The organism is Mesorhizobium caraganae (genome assembly GCF_016836705.1).
Taxonomy (GTDB): Bacteria; Pseudomonadota; Alphaproteobacteria; order Rhizobiales; family Rhizobiaceae; genus Mesorhizobium; species Mesorhizobium caraganae.
Map to the genome: position 1 here is coordinate 169,121 of NZ_JAFCGY010000006.1, position 17,272 is coordinate 186,392.

Genomic DNA, 17,272 nt, shown 5'->3' on the forward strand with positions numbered 1-17,272 from the left:
TTACAAAACTAAAATTGGAATGAAGTTTTGAAGCGCTCGTAAAGGGGCCACAATCCAATTGTCTGAAATAGGCAGGGCTTGGAATTCACACCTTCTGCGTTGCCGCAAGAAAGCGTGATCCCTTTCCCTGTGGATGAACTGTCGGCATACCGGCCATTTGCCGGTTTGGGAACCGTTGGCAGGCGGAAACCTGCCCGTCCTCGTGTTGACAAGCTTGACTGAAGCTTGAACAAGCCTTGGACGTCAGCAGTGTCTGGAGGGTGTTATGGCAATGCGCGCGGCCCGTGGTCTGTCTATCCTGATCCTTCTCTTTTTCGCCTGGGGAGCTGTCGCGCAAGCGGCCGAAGCCCGCCGGGTGGTGACCTCAAACAATTCCGACTATTTCGGTTTCGATCTCAGATCGGACCAGAATGTCAGCCTCGATCAGTGCAAGACCACATGCCTCGGCGACCCCGCCTGCCGCGCCTTCACCTACAACAACAAGGCCAAGTGGTGCTTCCTCAAATCCGATTACAACCAGTTGAAACCCTTCAGCGGCGCTATCGCGGGCAAGGTCGTCAATGTCGATGGTGACCCCGATATCGGCGCCCCGCCGGAACTTGCCTTCTTTCCCAACTGGATGGCCGATCAGGCCCAGCAGTACCGCAACAAGCTGACCGATCCGGCCTATGACAAGCCGACCGAGGGTCTGGAAGCGCTCCGCGCCGCGGCCGAACAGGCCGCACTGACCGGCGACCATGCCCAGGCCATGAACAAATACGAGGCTGCCGTTTCGGTCCTGCCCGATGACGCCCAGCTGTGGCTCGGCCTGGCCCGCGAAACGCTTGCCCAGCAGCCGGCTAATGGCAGCTCGGGAGCTTATAATTTGCCGGTCAAGGGTACGTCGGCAGCCTTCAACGCCTACAAATTGCTGCGCACCACCAAGACCCGCGCCGAGGTGCTGGCACTGATGGGTAACGGCCTCGACCGCCGCGATCTCTACCGTCCGGCCCTGCAGGCCTATGAGGCGAGCCTCGCGCTGGTCAGTTCGCCGGCGGTCAAGGCAGAATATGAGGATCTCAAGGCCCGCAAGGGCTTCCGCGTCATCGATCACTCCATCGATGCCGACACCAGCGCGCCGCGCATCTGCGCGCAGTTCTCCGAGGAGCTGGTCAAGACCGGCGTCGATTATGCCCAGTTCGTCACCGTCGACAACCAGCCGCCCAAGGGCGTCGAGGCCAAGGACAAGCAGATCTGCGTCGAAGGCCTGGAACACGGCCAGCATTACGAAGTGACCTTCCGCGCCGGCCTGCCTGCGGCGATCGGCGAAGTCACCGCCGCCCCTGTCGTGCTGTCGATCTATGTCCAGGACCGCGCACCGTCCGCCCGCTTCACCGGCGACAGCTTCGTACTGCCGGCCGGCGCCCGTCGCGGCATCCCGGTCGTCACCGTCAACATGACCGCCGCGCAGATGAAGCTTTATCGCATCGGCGATCGTTCGCTGGCGCAGCTTTTGTCCGGCTACCAGTTCCTGAAGCAGCTCGACGGCTACGACATCTCGAGCATTTCCGACCAGATGGGCGAACCGGTCTGGCAGGGACAGCTCGACATCGCCAACGACCTCAACAAGGACGTCACGACCTCGTTCCCGGTCGACGAGGCCTTGCCGCAGCGCAAGCCCGGCGTCTACGTGCTGACCGCGCAGCCGGTCAACGACAATGGTGAGGACAGCTACAATTCGCTTGCCACACAGTGGTTCGTCGTCTCCGACATCGGCCTGTCGACCTATACCGGCCAGGATGGGCTCAACGTCTTTACCCGCTCGCTCGGCACCGCCAAGCCGATTGCCGGCGCGGAACTGACGCTGCTGGCCAGGAACAATGAAATCCTCGGCACCGCAACCAGCGACGCCGAAGGCCATGCCGTCTTCAACCCCGGCCTGACGCGCGGCGACGGCGGCATGGTGCCGGCCGTGCTGATGGCCAAGCAGGGCGACAACGACTTCGTCTTCCTCGACATGGGCCGCGCCGGCTTCGATCTTTCCGATCGCGGCGTCTCCGGACGTGCCGCACCTGGCGCGCTCGATGTCTATGCCTGGACCGAACGCGGCATCTACCGCGCCGGCGAGGACGTGCATGTCGCAGCCCTTGCCCGCGACGGCGCCTCCAAGGCGGTCGAGAACCTGCCGCTGACCTTCATCTTCACCCGTCCCGACGGCGTCGAAAACCGCCGCATTGTCGCCGACGGCGTCTCGGCCGGCGGTTATGCCGTCGACCTGCCGCTTGAAGCCAACGCCATGCGCGGCACCTGGACGGTGTCGATCTACACCGATCCCAAGCAGGCCGCCGTCTCCAGCCAGATGTTCCTAGTCGAAGACTTCGTGCCGGATCGCATCGAGTTCGACATGAAGTCCGACAAGCAGGAGATCGCACAGGGCGAAACCGCCAACATCGACATTGACGGCCGCTTCCTCTATGGCGCGCCGGCCGCCGGCCTCGCGCTCGAAGGCGAGCTGACGCTGTCGACGGCGCGCGATTGGGACCGTTTCGCCGGCTATTCGTTCGGCCTCGCCGACGAACAGTCGGCCGAGCCTTCGGTCACCCCTTTCACCGGTCTTCCCGTGGTGGGCGATGACGGCAAGGCGACCTTCCCGGTCACGGTCGACCAGTTGCCCGCCACGACCAAGCTGGTCGACGCCAAGGTCACGGTGCGCATGCGCGAAACCGGCGGCCGCGCCATTGAGCGCTCGCTCCACATCGGCATTCGCCCGCAAGGCCACATGATCGGCATCCGTCCGGATTTCGAGGACAATGAAGTGCCGCAGGGCGGCACCGCCAAATTCAGCCTGATCGCGGTCGATCCCGACGGCAAACGCGAAACGTTGAAAGGCGCGCAGTGGTCGCTGGTCAAGGTCGAACGCAATTACCAGTGGTACCGCAACAACAACTCCTGGAACTACGAGCCGGTCACCTTCACCAAGTCGATCGCCAATGGCCAGGTCGATCTCAGCGCCGATGCCGAGGCGACCGTGACGATGCCGGTCGACTGGGGCCAGTACCGGCTTGAGATCGAGACCGCCGACCCCGAGGGCCCGGCGACCAGCTATGAGTTCGACGCCGGCTGGTATGTCTCCTCGACCTCCACCGAAACCCCCGACGGGCTCGAAATCGCCCTCGACAAGGACAGCTACGCCGCCGGCGAAGTGGCCAAGCTAAAAGTATCGCCGCATTTTGCCGGCGAACTGCTGGTCACCATCGGCGCCGACAAGCTGCTCAAGACCGTCACGGCAACCGTTCCGGCCGGTGGCAGCACCGTCGACATCCCGGTCGGCGACGACTGGGGCGCCGGCGCTTACATCACCGCGACCCTGTTCAGGCCGGGCGATGCGCAGGAAACACGCATGCCGGCGCGCGCCATCGGCGTGAAATGGCTGACGGTCGATCCGGGCTCGAAGAAGCTCGCCGTCACCTTGACGCCGCCCGACAAGACCATGCCGCGCCAGCAGCTGTCGATCCCCGTTTCGGTGGCTGGCGTTGCACCGGGCAGCAATGCCTACGTCACGGTCGCGGCCGTCGATGTTGGCATTTTGAACCTCACCAACTACAAGGCGCCGGATCCGGAGGACTGGTATTTCGGCCAGCGCATGCTGGGGCTTGAAGTCCGCGACATCTATGGCCGTCTCATCGACGGCTCGCTCGGCACCACCGGCAAGCTCAGGACCGGCGGTGACGGCGCCGCCATGCAGACGCAAGGCAGCCCGCCGACTGAAAAGCTGGTCGCCTTCTTCTCCGGCCCGGTCCAGCTCGATGCCGACGGCAAGGCAAGGATCGACTTCGACATCCCTCAGTTCAACGGCACCGTGCGCGTCATGGCTGTCGCCTGGACCAAGGATGCGGTCGGCCATGCTTCGACCGACGTCATTGTCCGCGATCCGGTGGTGATCACGGCCGGCTTGCCGCGCTTCCTGGCGCCGGGTGATGCCGCTGTCATGCGGCTCGACGTCGCCGACACGGACGGCCCGGAGGGCGACTATGCGTTGTCGATCGCAACGACAGGCGACCTCTCGACCGGCGACAAGCCGTTGCCTGAAAAGCTGACGCTGGCCAAAGGCAAGCGCCAGACGCTGACCGTGCCGCTGATTGCACAGACGGCGGGCAATGCCTCGATCACCATCAAACTCGCCCATGGCGACGGAACCGCCGTGGAACAGACGCTCTACGTCCCGGTGCGCCCGGCGCAATTGCCTGTCACCACCCGTCTGGTCGTCGACCTCAAGGGCAATGGCGGCTCGCTGCGCGTCGACAAGGAGCTGCTCGCGGCAAGCCTTCTCGACGGCGCCTCGGTCAGCGTCGGCGTTTCGCAGGCCGCCGCCTTCGACGTGCCGTCGCTGCTGATGACGCTCGACCGCTACCCCTATGGTTGCGCCGAGCAGACCACCAGCCGCGCCATGCCGCTGCTCTACGTCAACGATCTGGCGTCCTCCATCGGCATGGCAAGCGACCCCGATCTGCACGACCGTGTCCAGGCCGCCATCTACAAGGTGCTGAGCTACCAGGCTTCGGCCGGCAGCTTCGGCCTGTGGGGTCCGGGCTCCGGCGATCTGTGGCTCGATTCCTATGTCACCGACTTCCTGACCCGGGCGCGCGAGCAGAACTACGACGTGCCGGCTCTGGCGATGAGCCAGGCGTTGAGCAATCTGCAGAACTCGGTCGGCTACGACCAGGACGTCCAGGATCGCGGCAGCGAAATCGCCTACGCGCTCTATGTTCTGGCCCGCAACAAGAAGGCCTCGGTCGGCGATCTGCGCTACTACGCCGACACCAAGCTCGAAGCCTTCTCAAGCCCGATGGCCGTCGCCCAGCTGGCAGCGAGCCTGGCGCTCTACGGCGACGCGCAACGTTCGGAAGCGACCTTCCAGACGGCGCTGCAGCTGGCCAAGTCGACCACCGAATACGACTACTACCGGTCCGACTATGGCTCGCGGCTGCGTGACGGCGCCGCGATTCTGGCGCTCGCCGCCGAATCGAAGCCGGTGCCGACCATCGTGCCGGAGCTGATCCGGTTGGTGGCCAGGGAACGCGCCGATGCGCGCTGGACCAGCACGCAGGACGAGTCCTGGATGCTTCTGGCGGCCCGCGCGCTGAAGTCGGGCAACGACTCGATCAAGCTGTCGGTCAACGGCGCGCAGCATGCCGGGGGGTATTCCACCCAGCTAAGCGGCAGCGATATCGCCGACAGCCCGCTGACCATCGCCAACACCGGCTCGACGCCGCTGCAGGCGGTCGTCACCACGGTCGCCTCGCCGGCCCAGCCCTTACCGGCCGGCGGCGACGGTTTCACGATCGACCGCACCTACTACAAGCTCGATGGCACCGAGGCCAACGTCACCGAGGCGACGCAGAACGAACGCTATGTGGTCGTGCTCAAGATCTACGAGCAGAACCGCTGGCCGTCGCGCCTGCTGATCACCGATTTGTTGCCGGCCGGCTTCGAAATCGACAATCCGGGCCTGGTCTCCAGCGCCCAATTGTCGAACTTCACCTGGCTGGCGCAGACCGACGCCGCCCATCTCGAATTCCGCGACGACCGTTTCGTCGCGGCATTCAACCCCAATGACGGCGACGGCGACCGCAACATCATGCTGGCCTATGTCGTGCGTGCGGTGACGCCGGGCACCTATGCCCATCCAGCAGCCACGGTGGAGGACATGTACCGGCCGCAGTACTCGGCCCGCACCGCCGCCGGCATGATGGAGATCAAGACGCCTTAAGGCGCCTTGATAGACGTAGCGATGGCGCTGCCCTTCATCCGCCTTCCGGCCCCTTCTCCCCGTATAGTAACGGGGAGAAGGGGACTATCGCGAATTTCGCTGCTTGTTCTGCCACGTTGGCAATTGGCGAAACCATCGGCGACAGCGTCTTTCTCCCCGTCTCTATACGGGGAGAAATGTCCGGCAGGACAATGAGGGGCGGCGCCATGTTCTCCAGGAAATTCGTTCGCCGCATAGCCATCACAGCAACTACTGTCGCCGGCCTTGCAGTCCTCTCCACCGCCACCCTTTGGCAGCTCGACCGCGCCTTCCCGCCGCCGCTGCCCGAAAAGCTCACCGTCTCGACCGAAGTCCAGGATCGCGACGGCCAGCTGTTGCGCGCCTTCGCCACGCCGGACGGCTACTGGCGGCTCGACACACACCTCGACCAGGTCGACAAGCAGTTCGTTGACATGCTTGTCACCTATGAAGACAAACGTTTCTGGGACCATGACGGCGTCGACGTGCTGGCGTTGGCGCGCGCTGCCGGTCAGCTCGTCACCAACGGCCATATCGTCTCGGGCGGCTCGACGCTGTCGATGCAACTCGCCCGGCTGATCGAGCCGCGCGAAAGCCGCAGCCTCGGCTCCAAGCTCAAGCAGATGCTGCGCGCCATCCAGATCGAGCGGCGGCTGTCCAAGCAAGAGATCCTCGAACGCTACCTGACCTTGGCGCCCTATGGCGGCAATCTCGAAGGCGTGCGCGCCGCGTCCCTCGCCTATTTCGGCAAGGAGCCGAAGCGGCTGACGGTCTCGGAAGCCGCCTTGCTCGTAGCGCTGCCGCAATTGCCGGAAAAGCGCCGGCCCGACCGCAATCTCGACATCGCGCACGCCGCCCGCGACCGCGTGCTGACCCGCATGGTTTCATCAGGCCTGCTTGGCGAGCGTGAGGCAGCGCGTGCAGCACTTGACGATGTCTCGGGCCTGCGCCGCAAACTGCCGGCGCTGGCGCCGCACGCCGCCTATGCCATGCTGCCCAAGGCCGTGCCCGGCAAGCCGCTGCAGCTGACGATCCGCAAAAGCGTCCAGCAAGGGCTGGAACAGGTGGCGCGCGATGCTGCGATCAAGCTCGGCCCTCGCCTCTCCGTCGCCATGGTCATGGCCGATGCCCGCACCGGCGACATTCTCGGCGAAGTCGGATCGGCCGACTTCTTCGACGCCAGCCGCTCCGGCTGGATCGACATGACCAAGATCGTGCGCTCGCCCGGCTCGACGCTGAAGCCGTTCATCTATGGCCTCGCCTTCGAGCAGGGGCTGGTGGCGCAGGAAATGCTGATCGAGGACAGCCCGGTCGATTTCGGCGGCTACCGGCCGAAGAATTTCGACATGGGCTACCAGGGCGATGTCTCGATCCGCCAGGCGCTGCAGCTGTCGCTCAACGTGCCGGCGATCCGTGTGCTTGATTCGGTCGGCCCGGCACGGCTGATGGCGCGCTTCCGCCAGGCCGGCGTCAGCCCGGTGCTGCCGGTCAACGAGGCGCCGGGCCTCGCCATCGGCCTCGGCGGCGTCGGCGTGACGCTGCGCGATCTCGTCCAGCTCTATACCGGGCTCGCCAATGGCGGCAAGGCGAACACGCTGCATGACGGCACCGAGCCCGCCAATGCCGAGCGCACCACCGCCACCATTCTCGACGCCCAGGCGAACTGGCAGATCACCGACATATTGTCCGGCGTGAAGCCGCCCGAGGGCGCCTTGCAGCGCGGCATTGCCTACAAGACCGGGACCTCCTACGGCTATCGCGACGCCTGGTCGGTCGGTTTTGACGGCCGCTACGTGCTGGGCGTCTGGGTCGGTCGCGCCGATGCCGGCGCGGTGCCCGGCCTGTCCGGCTATATCTCGGCCGCCCCCATCCTGTTCGAAGGCTTTGTCCGCTCGGGCCTCGCCGCCGTGCCGCTGCCCAGCCAGCCGGCCGGCGTCGTCAAGGCCAGGCGCGAAGATCTGCCGGTGACACTGGCGCGCTTCGGCGCCGGCGCCGACGGGCTGGTACAGGCAGGCCCGACCGAGCCGGCGCCGACGATCATTTTTCCGCCCAACGGCGCCCGCGTCGATCTCGCCACCAATTCCGCCGATGCTTCGCCGCTGGTGCTGAAGCTGCAAGGCGGCCGCGCGCCATTCCGCTGGCTCGCCAACGGCAAGCCGCTCGTCGGCATCGACCGCCGCCGTACCGCGACCTGGCTGCCCGACGGCGCCGGCTATTCGACGCTCACCGTCATTGACGCTGTGGGCCGCGCGGCCAGCGTGAAGGTGTTCGTTGAATAGACTCCGTCAGGCGATTCAAAGCATTGGACTTTGCGTCCTCATGCCTTTCGTCTTCGCTCTGCCCGCCTCCGCCGATCCCCTGCCCGCCGGCTTTGTCCGCCTTGCCGATGTCGATCCCACAATCCGCCAGGACATCCGCTATGCCGGCCTGGAAAACTTCCTGCATCGCAAGACCGACGGCTATGACGCGCCGGTCTGCATCCTCACAAGGCAGGCGGCGCAAGCGCTGTCCCGCGTGCAAAAGACGCTCACTTTCGACGGCCTGACGCTGGTCGTCTTCGACTGCTACCGGCCGGCTCGCGCCGTCGCCGACATGGGCAAATGGACCAGGGAGGGCGGCCCGTCCGACCCACAATGGTATCCCAAGATCAAGCGCGGCGACCTCATCGCCAAGGGCTATATCGGCGAACTGTCCACCCATTCACGCGGTTCGACCGTCGATGTCGCCATTGCCCGCAGCGATGGCAAAAGCACATCATCCGCTGCCTGCGGTGCTACGGGTGCCGGCACGCTCGATTTCGGCACCAGCTTCGACTGTTTGGATCCGGCGAGCGAAACTGCCCACCGCCCGCTCGCGGCCGATGCGGCGGCCAACCGCAAAAGACTGCTCGATGCCATGCGCGCCGGCGGCTTCAAGAATTATGCGCGCGAATGGTGGCACTACACGCTGGCAAACGAGCCGTTTCCGAGGCAGCGCTTCGACTTCCCCGTCACTGCGAATTGAAACCACCCAGCTGCTTCGACGAATCTCCGCCGCAACAGTCTTGCCTCCGCGCTGGCTGCTTCTACATAGCGCCGGACCGGCCTGAGTCGGCCTAGGCTAATATGAGGAAAATGTTTCCTCTCAGCGCGCAATATCGGCGAAAAATTGCTTCAAGGGGGCAAAAAAGGCAACGTTGAATGCATCTAATTTCTATCAATTCGATAGAGTTCAGCCGTCATCAACGGAGGCGGAAATGACCAACCCTCATTTCAGGAAACTGCTCGGCGCACTGGTCGCCACATCGATCCAGTTCGGCACGCTCGGTTTCGCGTTTGCCGATACCACCATTCTCAACGTGTCCTACGATCCGACACGCGAACTCTACAAGGCGTATGACGAGGCCTTTGTCGCCCACTGGAAGGCCGAGACCGGCGAAACGGTCACCATCCAGCAATCGCACGGCGGATCGGGCGCCCAGGCCCGCGCCGTAATTGACGGCCTCGACGCCGATGTGGTGACGCTGGCCCTTGAAGGCGACATCAACGCCATCGTCACCAAGTCTAAGAAGATCAATCCGGACTGGCGCAAAAAGTTCGAGAACAATTCGGCGCCCTACACCTCAACCATCGTCTTCCTGGTCCGCAAGGGCAACCCGAAGGGCATCCACGACTGGAGCGATCTGGTCAAGGACGGTGTCCAGGTGATCACGCCGAACCCGAAAACATCGGGCGGCGCGCGTTGGAACTATCTCGCCGCCTGGGCCTACGCCAACGCCAATGACGGCGGCGACGAAGCCAAGAACAAGGAATTCGTCGGCAAGCTCTACGCCAATGCTCCGGTGCTCGACACCGGTGCCCGCGGCTCGACCGTCACCTTCGCGCAAAAGGGCATTGGCGACGTGCTGATCGGCTGGGAAAACGACGCCTATCTGGCACTCAATGAATTCGGCGCCGACAATTTCGAGATCGTGTATCCGCCGACCTCGATCCTGGCCGAGCCGCCGGTGGCGATCGTCGACGCCAATGTCGACGCCAAGGGCACCCGCAAGGTCGCCGAAGCCTATCTCGGCTGGCTCTACTCCAAGGAAGCCCAGACGATCATTGCCAAGAACCACTACCGTCCGGCGAAGCCCGAACTGGTGGATCCGGCGGATATTCCGAAGACGCCTGAAATCAAGCTGATCTCCATCGACGATCCGCTTTTCGGCGGCTGGAAGAAAGCACAGCCTTATCATTTCGGCGACGGTGGTATATTCGACCAGATCTACAAGCCGGCCCAGTGAGCTAAAATCTAGATCAGGACCACATGACCATAGCACCCGCCAAGGCGGGGTGGCGGTTCAGACAGCCGAGCGTCATTCCGGGTTTCGGACTGACGCTCGGCTTCTCGCTTGCCTACCTCACGCTTATCATCCTCATTCCCCTGTCGGGCCTCATCTGGCGTTCGGCAGCCCTCGGCTGGACCGATTTCTGGGCGATCGCCACGGACCGCCGCACCCTCAACGCGCTCGAAATCAGCTTCGGCGCCGCCTTCATCGCGGCGGCTGTCAACGTCGTCTTCGGCACGCTCGTCGCCTGGGTGCTGGTGCGCTACCGCTTCCCCGGCCGCCGCATCGTCGACGCCATGGTCGACCTGCCCTTCGCGCTGCCGACGGCAGTGGCCGGCATCGCGCTGACCACGCTCTATGCGCCCAATGGCTGGATCGGCCATCTGCTGGCGCCGCTTGGCATCAAGGTCGCCTATACCCCGCTCGGCATCGTGGTGGCATTGGTCTTCATCGGCCTGCCCTTCGTCGTGCGCACGGTGCAGCCGATCATGGAGGAGATCGACAAGGAAGTGGAAGAGGCGGCCGCCACGCTTGGCGCCAACCGCTTCCAGATCATCACCCGCATCCTGTTTCCGGGACTGGCGCCGGCCATCGTCACCGGTTTCTCGCTGGCCTTCGCACGCGGCGTCGGCGAATACGGCTCGGTCATCTTCATCGCCGGCAACCTGCCCTACAAGTCGGAGATCGCGCCGCTTCTGATCGTCATCCGGCTGGAGGAGTACAACTATCCGGCAGCGACCGCGATCGCCGCGATCATGCTTTTGCTGTCGTTCCTGATGCTGCTGGTCATCAACCTGGCGCAGTCATGGAGTCGCAAGCGCTATGGCTGACCCCGAAATCAAATCCTACGAGCCGCATCACGAGAGCCAGTCGGCGGCGGTGACCGAAAGCCTGCCGGTGCGGCTGCTGCTGATGGCGGTGGCCTTCGCCTTCCTCGTCATCTTCGTCCTCCTGCCGCTGATCATCGTCTTTCACGAGGCGCTGGCCAAAGGCCTCGGCGCCTACACGGAATCGCTGTCCAATCCCGATACGCGTTCGGCGATCCGGCTGACCCTGCTGGTGGCGGCCATCGCCGTGCCGCTCAACGTTGTCTTCGGCATCTCCGCCGCCTGGGCGATCGCCAAGTTCGAATTCAAGGGCAAGGCGTTCCTGACCACGCTGATCGACCTGCCATTCTCCGTCTCGCCCGTCATCTCAGGCCTGGTCTATGTGCTTTTGTTCGGCGCTCAGGGGCTGCTCGGCGAATGGCTGAAGGCGCACGGCATCCAGATCCTGTTCGCCGTGCCGGGCATCGTGCTTGCCACCGTCTTCGTCACCTTCCCCTTCGTCGCCCGCGAACTGATCCCGCTGATGCAGGAACAGGGCAATGGCGATGAGGAGGCGGCGCTCTCGCTCGGCGCCAATGGCTGGCAGACTTTCTGGTATGTGACGCTGCCCAACGTCAAATGGGGATTGCTCTACGGCGTGCTTCTGTGCAACGCCCGCTCGATGGGCGAATTCGGCGCGGTCTCGGTCGTGTCCGGCCACATACGCGGGCTGACCAACACCATGCCGTTGCATGTCGAAATCCTCTACAACGAGTACAACGCCGTCGGCGCCTTTGCCGTCGCTTCGCTGCTTGCCGGCCTGGCGCTGGTCACGCTGGTCTTGAAAACACTTCTCGAGATGCGCTACGGCGCCGAGATCGCCGCGACGCGCGGACACTGATAGAGGGATTTTCATGGAAGTTCGCGTTGCCAACGTGCGCAAGGAGTTTGACCGGTTCCCGGCCCTCCATGACGTATCGCTTGACATCAAGTCGGGTGAGCTGATCGCGCTGCTGGGGCCGTCGGGTTCCGGCAAGACGACACTGCTCAGATTGATTGCAGGGCTCGAGCGGCCGACGCGCGGAAAGATCTTCTTCGGCGACGACGATGCCTCGCAGAAGTCGATCCAGGAGCGCAATGTCGGCTTCGTCTTCCAGCACTATGCGCTGTTCCGGCACATGACGGTCGCCGACAATATCGGCTTTGGCCTGAAGGTCCGGCATGGGCCGTCGCGCCCGCCGGCGGCGGAGATCCGCCGCCGCGCGTCAGAGCTCCTCGACCTTGTCCAGCTTTCCGGCCTGGAAAAGCGCTACCCAGCACAGCTTTCCGGCGGCCAGCGCCAGCGCGTGGCGCTTGCCCGCGCCATGGCGATCGAGCCCAAAGTGCTTTTGCTCGACGAGCCGTTCGGCGCGCTCGATGCGCAGGTGCGTAGGGAATTGCGCCGCTGGCTGCGCGAGATCCACGACCGCACTGGCCACACCACCGTCTTCGTCACCCACGACCAGGAAGAGGCGTTGGAGCTTGCCGACCGTGTCGTGGTGATGAGCCAGGGCCGGATCGAGCAGGTCGGCTCGGCCGACGAGATCTACGACACGCCGAACTCACCCTTCGTCTACTCCTTCATCGGTGAATCGAGCACGCTTCCCGTAAAGGTCGAGGACGGCCAGGTCTGGATCGCCGACCGGCCGATCGGGCTGTCCGCGCCGCATGCGCCGAGTGGCGAGGCAGTCCTCTACTTCCGCCCGCACGATGTCGAACTGCTCGACGGGTGCAGCGGCTGCATCGCCGGCACGGTCGCCGCCAGCCGCCGCGTCGCCGGCACCAGGCGCGTCGAACTCGAAATTGGCGGCGAACGCCAGCGCGTCGAGATCGAACTCCCCGTCGACCATCCAGCGGCGCAGAAGAGCCGGGTGGCGTTCAGGCCGCGGCGGTGGAAGCTTTTCCCGGCGGCATAGTCCTCGACGTCTAATCCTCGATCAGTTGCTACTCCAGCCAGTTCTCGACCTTAAGGCCCTTAATCCGGCTGAACTCGCCGGTATTGGCTGTTACCAGCGTGATCCCCAGCGCACAGGCGTGGGAAGCAATGAAAAGGTCATTGTGGCCGATCGGCTGGCCCCGGGCCTCCAGCTCGGCACGAAGTGCGCCGTATTCGCTATCCACCGGCACATCGAGTGGCAGCACAGGTAACTCCGCCAGCAATTCCTCGACCTTGGCGAGCAGCTTGGCCGATCCCTTGCGGGCGCAACCATAACGCAGCTCCGAGGCAATGACGATGCTGGTGCACAGGGCGCCGTCTCCCTCGCGAGCCGCCGCACCGGCGGCTTTGCCAGCCGGATTTCGGATCATGTCGCTGATGATGTTGATGTCGAGCATGAAACGCATCAGAAGATGTCCTCGGGCCTGACGGGCACATCACGGATCTCGGGAAAGTCGTCTTCAGGACCAAGCGGCGGCTCTTTCGCCCATTGGGCAAGCAGTGCCGTGAGGCCGGGTTTGCGGACCGGCTCGATGATCAGACGGTCGCCGTCGCGGCTGATCAGGACTTTTTCGCCGGGAAGCTCGAACTCGACGGGAATGCGCACCGCCTGGCTGCGGTTGTTGCGAAAGAGCTTCGCTTCCCTCGGCGGCGTTGAATGGCGGTGTTGCGGCATGGCTGCTCATCCTTGTATATGCCATATGTATATGCCAAAACGGCAAGATGCAATCATTCTGCGACGCATTGGAAGGAAATCCTACCAACCGGCTGTTTCGGCAATACTTTTTCTCACCACCAGATGGCAGGCCCCGTCCCCGTGTCTGGCGGCGCTGGACATGGTCCTATTATGTTGGCGCATTATATCGGTGCATTCGAACCGGCATTCCCAAGGAGCCTTTTTCATGAAGCGATTTTTCCTCAGCGTCGCCACCGCCGCCAGCCTGTTCCTCGCCTCCTCGCAAGCCTGGTCGGCCGACAAATTGCTCAACGCTTCCTATGATGTCGGGCGCGAATTGTTTGTCCAGATGAACAAGGCTTTCATCGCCGGCCATCCCGGCGTCACCGTCGACCAGTCGCATGCCGGCACCTCGGCACAGGCGCGCGCCATCGCCGAAGGCCTTGGCGCTGACGTGGTAACCTTCAACCAGGTCACCGACATCGACTTCCTGGTCAAGAAGGGCCTGGTCTCCGCCGACTGGCAGAAGGATTTCCCCGACAACGCCTCGCCCTTCTATTCGCTGCCGTCCTTCCTGGTGCGCGCCGGCAATCCCAAGCACATCAAGGACTGGAACGACCTCGTGCGCGACGACGTGCAGGTGATCTTCCCCAACCCGAAAACCTCGGGCAATGCGCGCTACACCTATCTGGCGGCGACCGCCTACGCCAAGGAGGCCTTCAAGGGCGACGACGCCAAGGTGAAAGAGTTCGTCACCAAGCTGTTCAACAACGTGCCGATCTTCGATACGGGCGGCCGCGCCGCCACCACGACCTTCGTCCAGCGCGAGATCGGCGACGTGCTGATCACCTTCGAGTCGGAAACGCGCGGCATCCGCAAGGAGTATGGTGACGACAAGTTCGAACAGGTTACCCCAACTGTCAGCCTGCTCGCCGAATTTCCTGTGGCGATCGTCGATAAGGTCGCCGACGAGCACGGCACGCGCGATCTGGCTAAATCCTATCTCGACTTCCTCTACACGCCGGAGGGCCAGAATATTGCGGCTGAAAATGGCCTGAGAATCCGCAATGCTGAAGTCGCGGCCAAATACAAGGCTGACTTCCCCGATGTCCGCCTGCTGACGGTGGAAGAGGTCTTCGGCGGCTGGGACAAGGTGCAGAAGGAACACTTCGCCGCCGGCGGCCTGCTTGACCAGACCTACGGCAGCCGCTGATATCAGCAGCACCCGACCTGAAACGGAACAAGAAAGCCGGCTCTTTGCCGGCTTTTTCGTTTTTGCGCGCCGAACAAACAGCTTCCCCCGAATCCGGCGGCATATGTGAAAAACGTTACAAAGAATCAACGCGTTTATGCCTAACCTCTCAACCGGGCGGCTTGTTCTACGCGAAACCGGGTCGTTCAGGCGAAACGTCATGATTTGCACACAAACAACCGCCAGATGCGGGTGGTTGGGGTTTTCATGAACTGAATCGGGCATGCTTACCAAAAAAGGCAAATACGGCCTCAAGGCCCTCGTGCATCTTTCCGGCCTGCCGGTCGGCCAGCTTGCATTCGTCAACGACATTGCGGTCGCCAACAACATCCCGAAGAAATTCCTGGATGCAATTCTGGGCGAGCTGCGCAATGCCGGTTTTGTGCTGAGCCGCAAGGGCAAGGAAGGCGGCTATCGCCTCGCCCGGCCCGCTTCCGAGATCAAGATCGGCCACGTCGTGCGCGTGCTTGACGGACCGCTCGCGCCGATCCCTTGCGCCAGCCGCACCCAGTACCAGCGCTGCGAGGATTGCGACGAGGCGACCTGCCAGGTCCGGCACATGATGCTGGAGGTGCGCCAGGCCATCGCCGAGGTGCTGGACAACAGAAGCCTCGCCGCCATGCGCGACGCCGACAATGACGATTTTCCGGTCGAACTGACGTCGCAGATCTAGATAAGTTCGAACCTTGAATGGCGTTCACCATGGCCTGCGGGCGCCGATTGCGCGCTCGTGGCACACGCAGTAAAGCGATTTTCGGAAGCGCAAGAACAGGTGGACACCGATCGGATGAGGCTGCCGTGGTTGGGAAAATCCCGGAAAGCCGATCGGACACCGTCGTCCGCCGTCATTTACCATACTGAAATCATCGCCGATCTCCTGGTGCCCGAGCGGGCCGAGCATGTGCGCTTCTTCAGCCGCAAGCTGGTTCGCCCCGGCAAGTTGCGTACCTTCAACAACAGGGATTTTCGCGAGCTGGTGCTGGCCGCCTTCTATTTCGGCGTCGCGGCATTGCTGCCGGTCAGTTGGTGGGCAGCGATCTGCAGCCGCGTATCGGGGCTGCGCCTCAAGCGCCATATCCGCAAGGACTTCGTGCGCTACGCCGCCGCGACGCGCGCGGTGCTCGGCAACGGCATCGATGCGCAAAGGCAGTTCAGGGCCCTGCTCTACGCCAACCACCGCAGGCGATTGCTGCTTGCCGCGCATCTCGTCGGCCGCCGCTGGTCACCCGATATCCGGCTTGAGGGCCTGGAGGGCCTGCAAGCGGCGCTGGCGCGCGGCCACGGCGCCATCATCTGGTGCGATCAATTCACGGCCCAGACCATCATCGGCAAGCGCGCGCTTTATGAAGCCGGCATCGCGGCGCACCAGCTCAGTGTCAGCGCTCACGGCATCTCCGACTCGACCTTCGGCCTGCGCTTCCTGAACCCGCCAATGGTCCGGGTCGAGAACCGTTTCCTGAAAAGCCGGATCGTCTTCGATCGCGGCGATGCCTACCAGGTCACCGGCCGGATCCAGAAGATCCTTGGCAACAACGGCGTCGTGCTGGTAACCAACACCGTGCATGCCGGTTCGACATTCACCGAAGTCGGGATTGGCGAGAGCGGCTGGACCCACCTCGCCTCGGCGCCGACGAATTTCGCCGCCAGAGGCAAGGCGGCGCTGTTTTCCATGTCGACCTTCGAGACCGATCCGTTCCGCCAGTACCACGCCGTCCTGAGTCCCGAACTGGTGCCGGCCCAGGCGGGAACCGCTGAGCCCACGACAAGGACCGGCGGCGCCAAGAACATGGCATTGCAGGCCGAGTACATCCTGCTCAAGCGCGACCGCTTACTGGAGGCGCTGAAACTCTACCCCGAGCAAATGATGATCTGGTCCGGTGCCGACCGGTTCACCGAACGGCCGGAAAACGCCTTGCCCGATGAGGGTGGTTCATGATTTTGCGCCGGCCAGCAGGCTGGCAACGGCGCTAACGATGTCAGCCACTGGACGTGTGGCGTCGACCGTCAGCGCCTGCTCGTCGGCGCCAGGCGGCTCAAGGATGGCGAACTGGCTGTCGACCAGGCTGGCCGGCATGAAATGCCCCTTGCGGGCGTCGACGCGCCGCTTGGCGGTGACGGGATCGATCTCCAGATAGACGAAAACGATATCTCGGCGGAAACCGCGCAGACGTTCACGATAGCTGCGCTTCAGCGCCGAGCAGGCGGCGACCACGCCCTGGCCGCTGCCGGCCAGGTCCGCGATCCGCTCGCCAATGGCATCGAGCCAGCTTTCGCGAAGCTGATCGGTGAGCGGCTCGCCGCTCGCCATGCGCGCGACGTTTTCGGGTGGGTGCAGCCTGTCGCCTTCGACAAAGACGACCCCTTCCGCTGCTGCCAGCGCCTTGCCGACGGCCGACTTGCCGCAGCCGGCGACGCCCATCACCACGATGGCCCGAGGCACTGAGCCGGCAGCGCCTGTTGGCGCCTGTGCCGTCTTTTCGTCCACGG

General features: G+C 63.8%; 13 protein-coding genes. 10 read left to right on the plus strand and 3 right to left on the minus strand.

From position 1 onward, the window contains the following. The first annotated feature begins 265 nt into the window (after positions 1–265). The 7 genes from JQK88_RS15295 to JQK88_RS15325 all read left to right on the plus strand — a co-directional run bounded on the left by JQK88_RS15295 (position 266) and on the right by JQK88_RS15325 (position 12,837). On the plus strand, positions 266–5,749 hold the full coding sequence (locus JQK88_RS15295; RefSeq protein ID WP_203278748.1) for an alpha-2-macroglobulin family protein: 5,484 nt from the start codon (positions 266–268) through the stop codon (positions 5,747–5,749). A gap of 206 nt (positions 5,750–5,955) precedes the next feature. Then, complete coding sequence (gene pbpC, locus JQK88_RS15300; RefSeq protein ID WP_246749835.1) at positions 5,956–8,046, plus strand: penicillin-binding protein 1C; 2,091 nt, start codon at positions 5,956–5,958, stop codon at positions 8,044–8,046. Between the two features lie 40 nt (positions 8,047–8,086). Then, positions 8,087–8,770 carry a M15 family metallopeptidase gene (locus JQK88_RS15305; protein WP_203278749.1) on the plus strand — a complete coding sequence of 228 codons (684 nt, stop codon included), beginning with the start codon at positions 8,087–8,089 and terminating at the stop codon, positions 8,768–8,770. A gap of 232 nt (positions 8,771–9,002) precedes the next feature. Next, positions 9,003–10,031: a sulfate ABC transporter substrate-binding protein gene (locus tag JQK88_RS15310; RefSeq protein ID WP_192258529.1), complete on the plus strand. Its 1,029-nt coding sequence runs from the start codon at positions 9,003–9,005 to the stop codon at positions 10,029–10,031. Positions 10,032–10,054: 23 nt separating this feature from the next. Next, positions 10,055–10,906 carry a sulfate ABC transporter permease subunit CysT gene (gene cysT, locus JQK88_RS15315; RefSeq protein WP_192258530.1) on the plus strand — a complete coding sequence of 284 codons (852 nt, stop codon included), beginning with the start codon at positions 10,055–10,057 and terminating at the stop codon, positions 10,904–10,906. Next, positions 10,899–11,783, plus strand: a complete 885-nt coding sequence (gene cysW / locus JQK88_RS15320; RefSeq protein ID WP_112560300.1) for a sulfate ABC transporter permease subunit CysW — start codon at positions 10,899–10,901, stop codon at positions 11,781–11,783. Before cysT ends, cysW begins: the two co-directional genes overlap by 8 nt. A 13-nt stretch (positions 11,784–11,796) precedes the next feature. Then, the gene (locus JQK88_RS15325) at positions 11,797–12,837 is read left to right on the plus strand and encodes a sulfate/molybdate ABC transporter ATP-binding protein (RefSeq protein WP_192258531.1); all 1,041 of its coding nucleotides are present in this window, start codon (positions 11,797–11,799) and stop codon (positions 12,835–12,837) included. A 28-nt stretch (positions 12,838–12,865) separates the two neighbouring features. On the opposite strand, the gene JQK88_RS15330 is transcribed toward JQK88_RS15325, so the two are convergent. Then, complete coding sequence (locus JQK88_RS15330) at positions 12,866–13,264, minus strand: type II toxin-antitoxin system VapC family toxin (RefSeq protein WP_192258532.1); 399 nt, start codon at positions 13,262–13,264, stop codon at positions 12,866–12,868. Beyond that, on the minus strand, positions 13,264–13,533 hold the full coding sequence (locus JQK88_RS15335; protein WP_192258533.1) for an antitoxin: 270 nt from the start codon (positions 13,531–13,533) through the stop codon (positions 13,264–13,266). Before JQK88_RS15335 ends, JQK88_RS15330 begins: the two co-directional genes overlap by 1 nt. A gap of 226 nt (positions 13,534–13,759) precedes the next feature. On the opposite strand from JQK88_RS15335, the gene JQK88_RS15340 reads away from it, so the two are divergent. The 3 genes from JQK88_RS15340 (at position 13,760) to JQK88_RS15350 (ending at position 16,721) form a co-directional block, all read left to right on the plus strand. Next, on the plus strand, positions 13,760–14,746 hold the full coding sequence (locus JQK88_RS15340) for a sulfate ABC transporter substrate-binding protein (protein WP_203278750.1): 987 nt from the start codon (positions 13,760–13,762) through the stop codon (positions 14,744–14,746). Between the two features lie 262 nt (positions 14,747–15,008). Beyond that, entirely contained in the window at positions 15,009–15,458 is a 450-nt protein-coding gene (locus JQK88_RS15345; protein WP_112394487.1) for an RrF2 family transcriptional regulator, read from the plus strand. 114 nt (positions 15,459–15,572) lie between these two features. Further along, the gene (locus tag JQK88_RS15350) at positions 15,573–16,721 is read left to right on the plus strand and encodes a hypothetical protein (RefSeq protein ID WP_192259385.1); all 1,149 of its coding nucleotides are present in this window, start codon (positions 15,573–15,575) and stop codon (positions 16,719–16,721) included. Here the strand turns inward: JQK88_RS15350 and JQK88_RS15355 are convergent. Continuing rightward, the gene (locus JQK88_RS15355; RefSeq protein WP_192259386.1) at positions 16,716–17,270 is read right to left on the minus strand and encodes a gluconokinase; all 555 of its coding nucleotides are present in this window, start codon (positions 17,268–17,270) and stop codon (positions 16,716–16,718) included. The genes JQK88_RS15350 and JQK88_RS15355 overlap by 6 nt on opposite strands. Between the last annotated feature and the right edge of the window lie 2 nt (positions 17,271–17,272).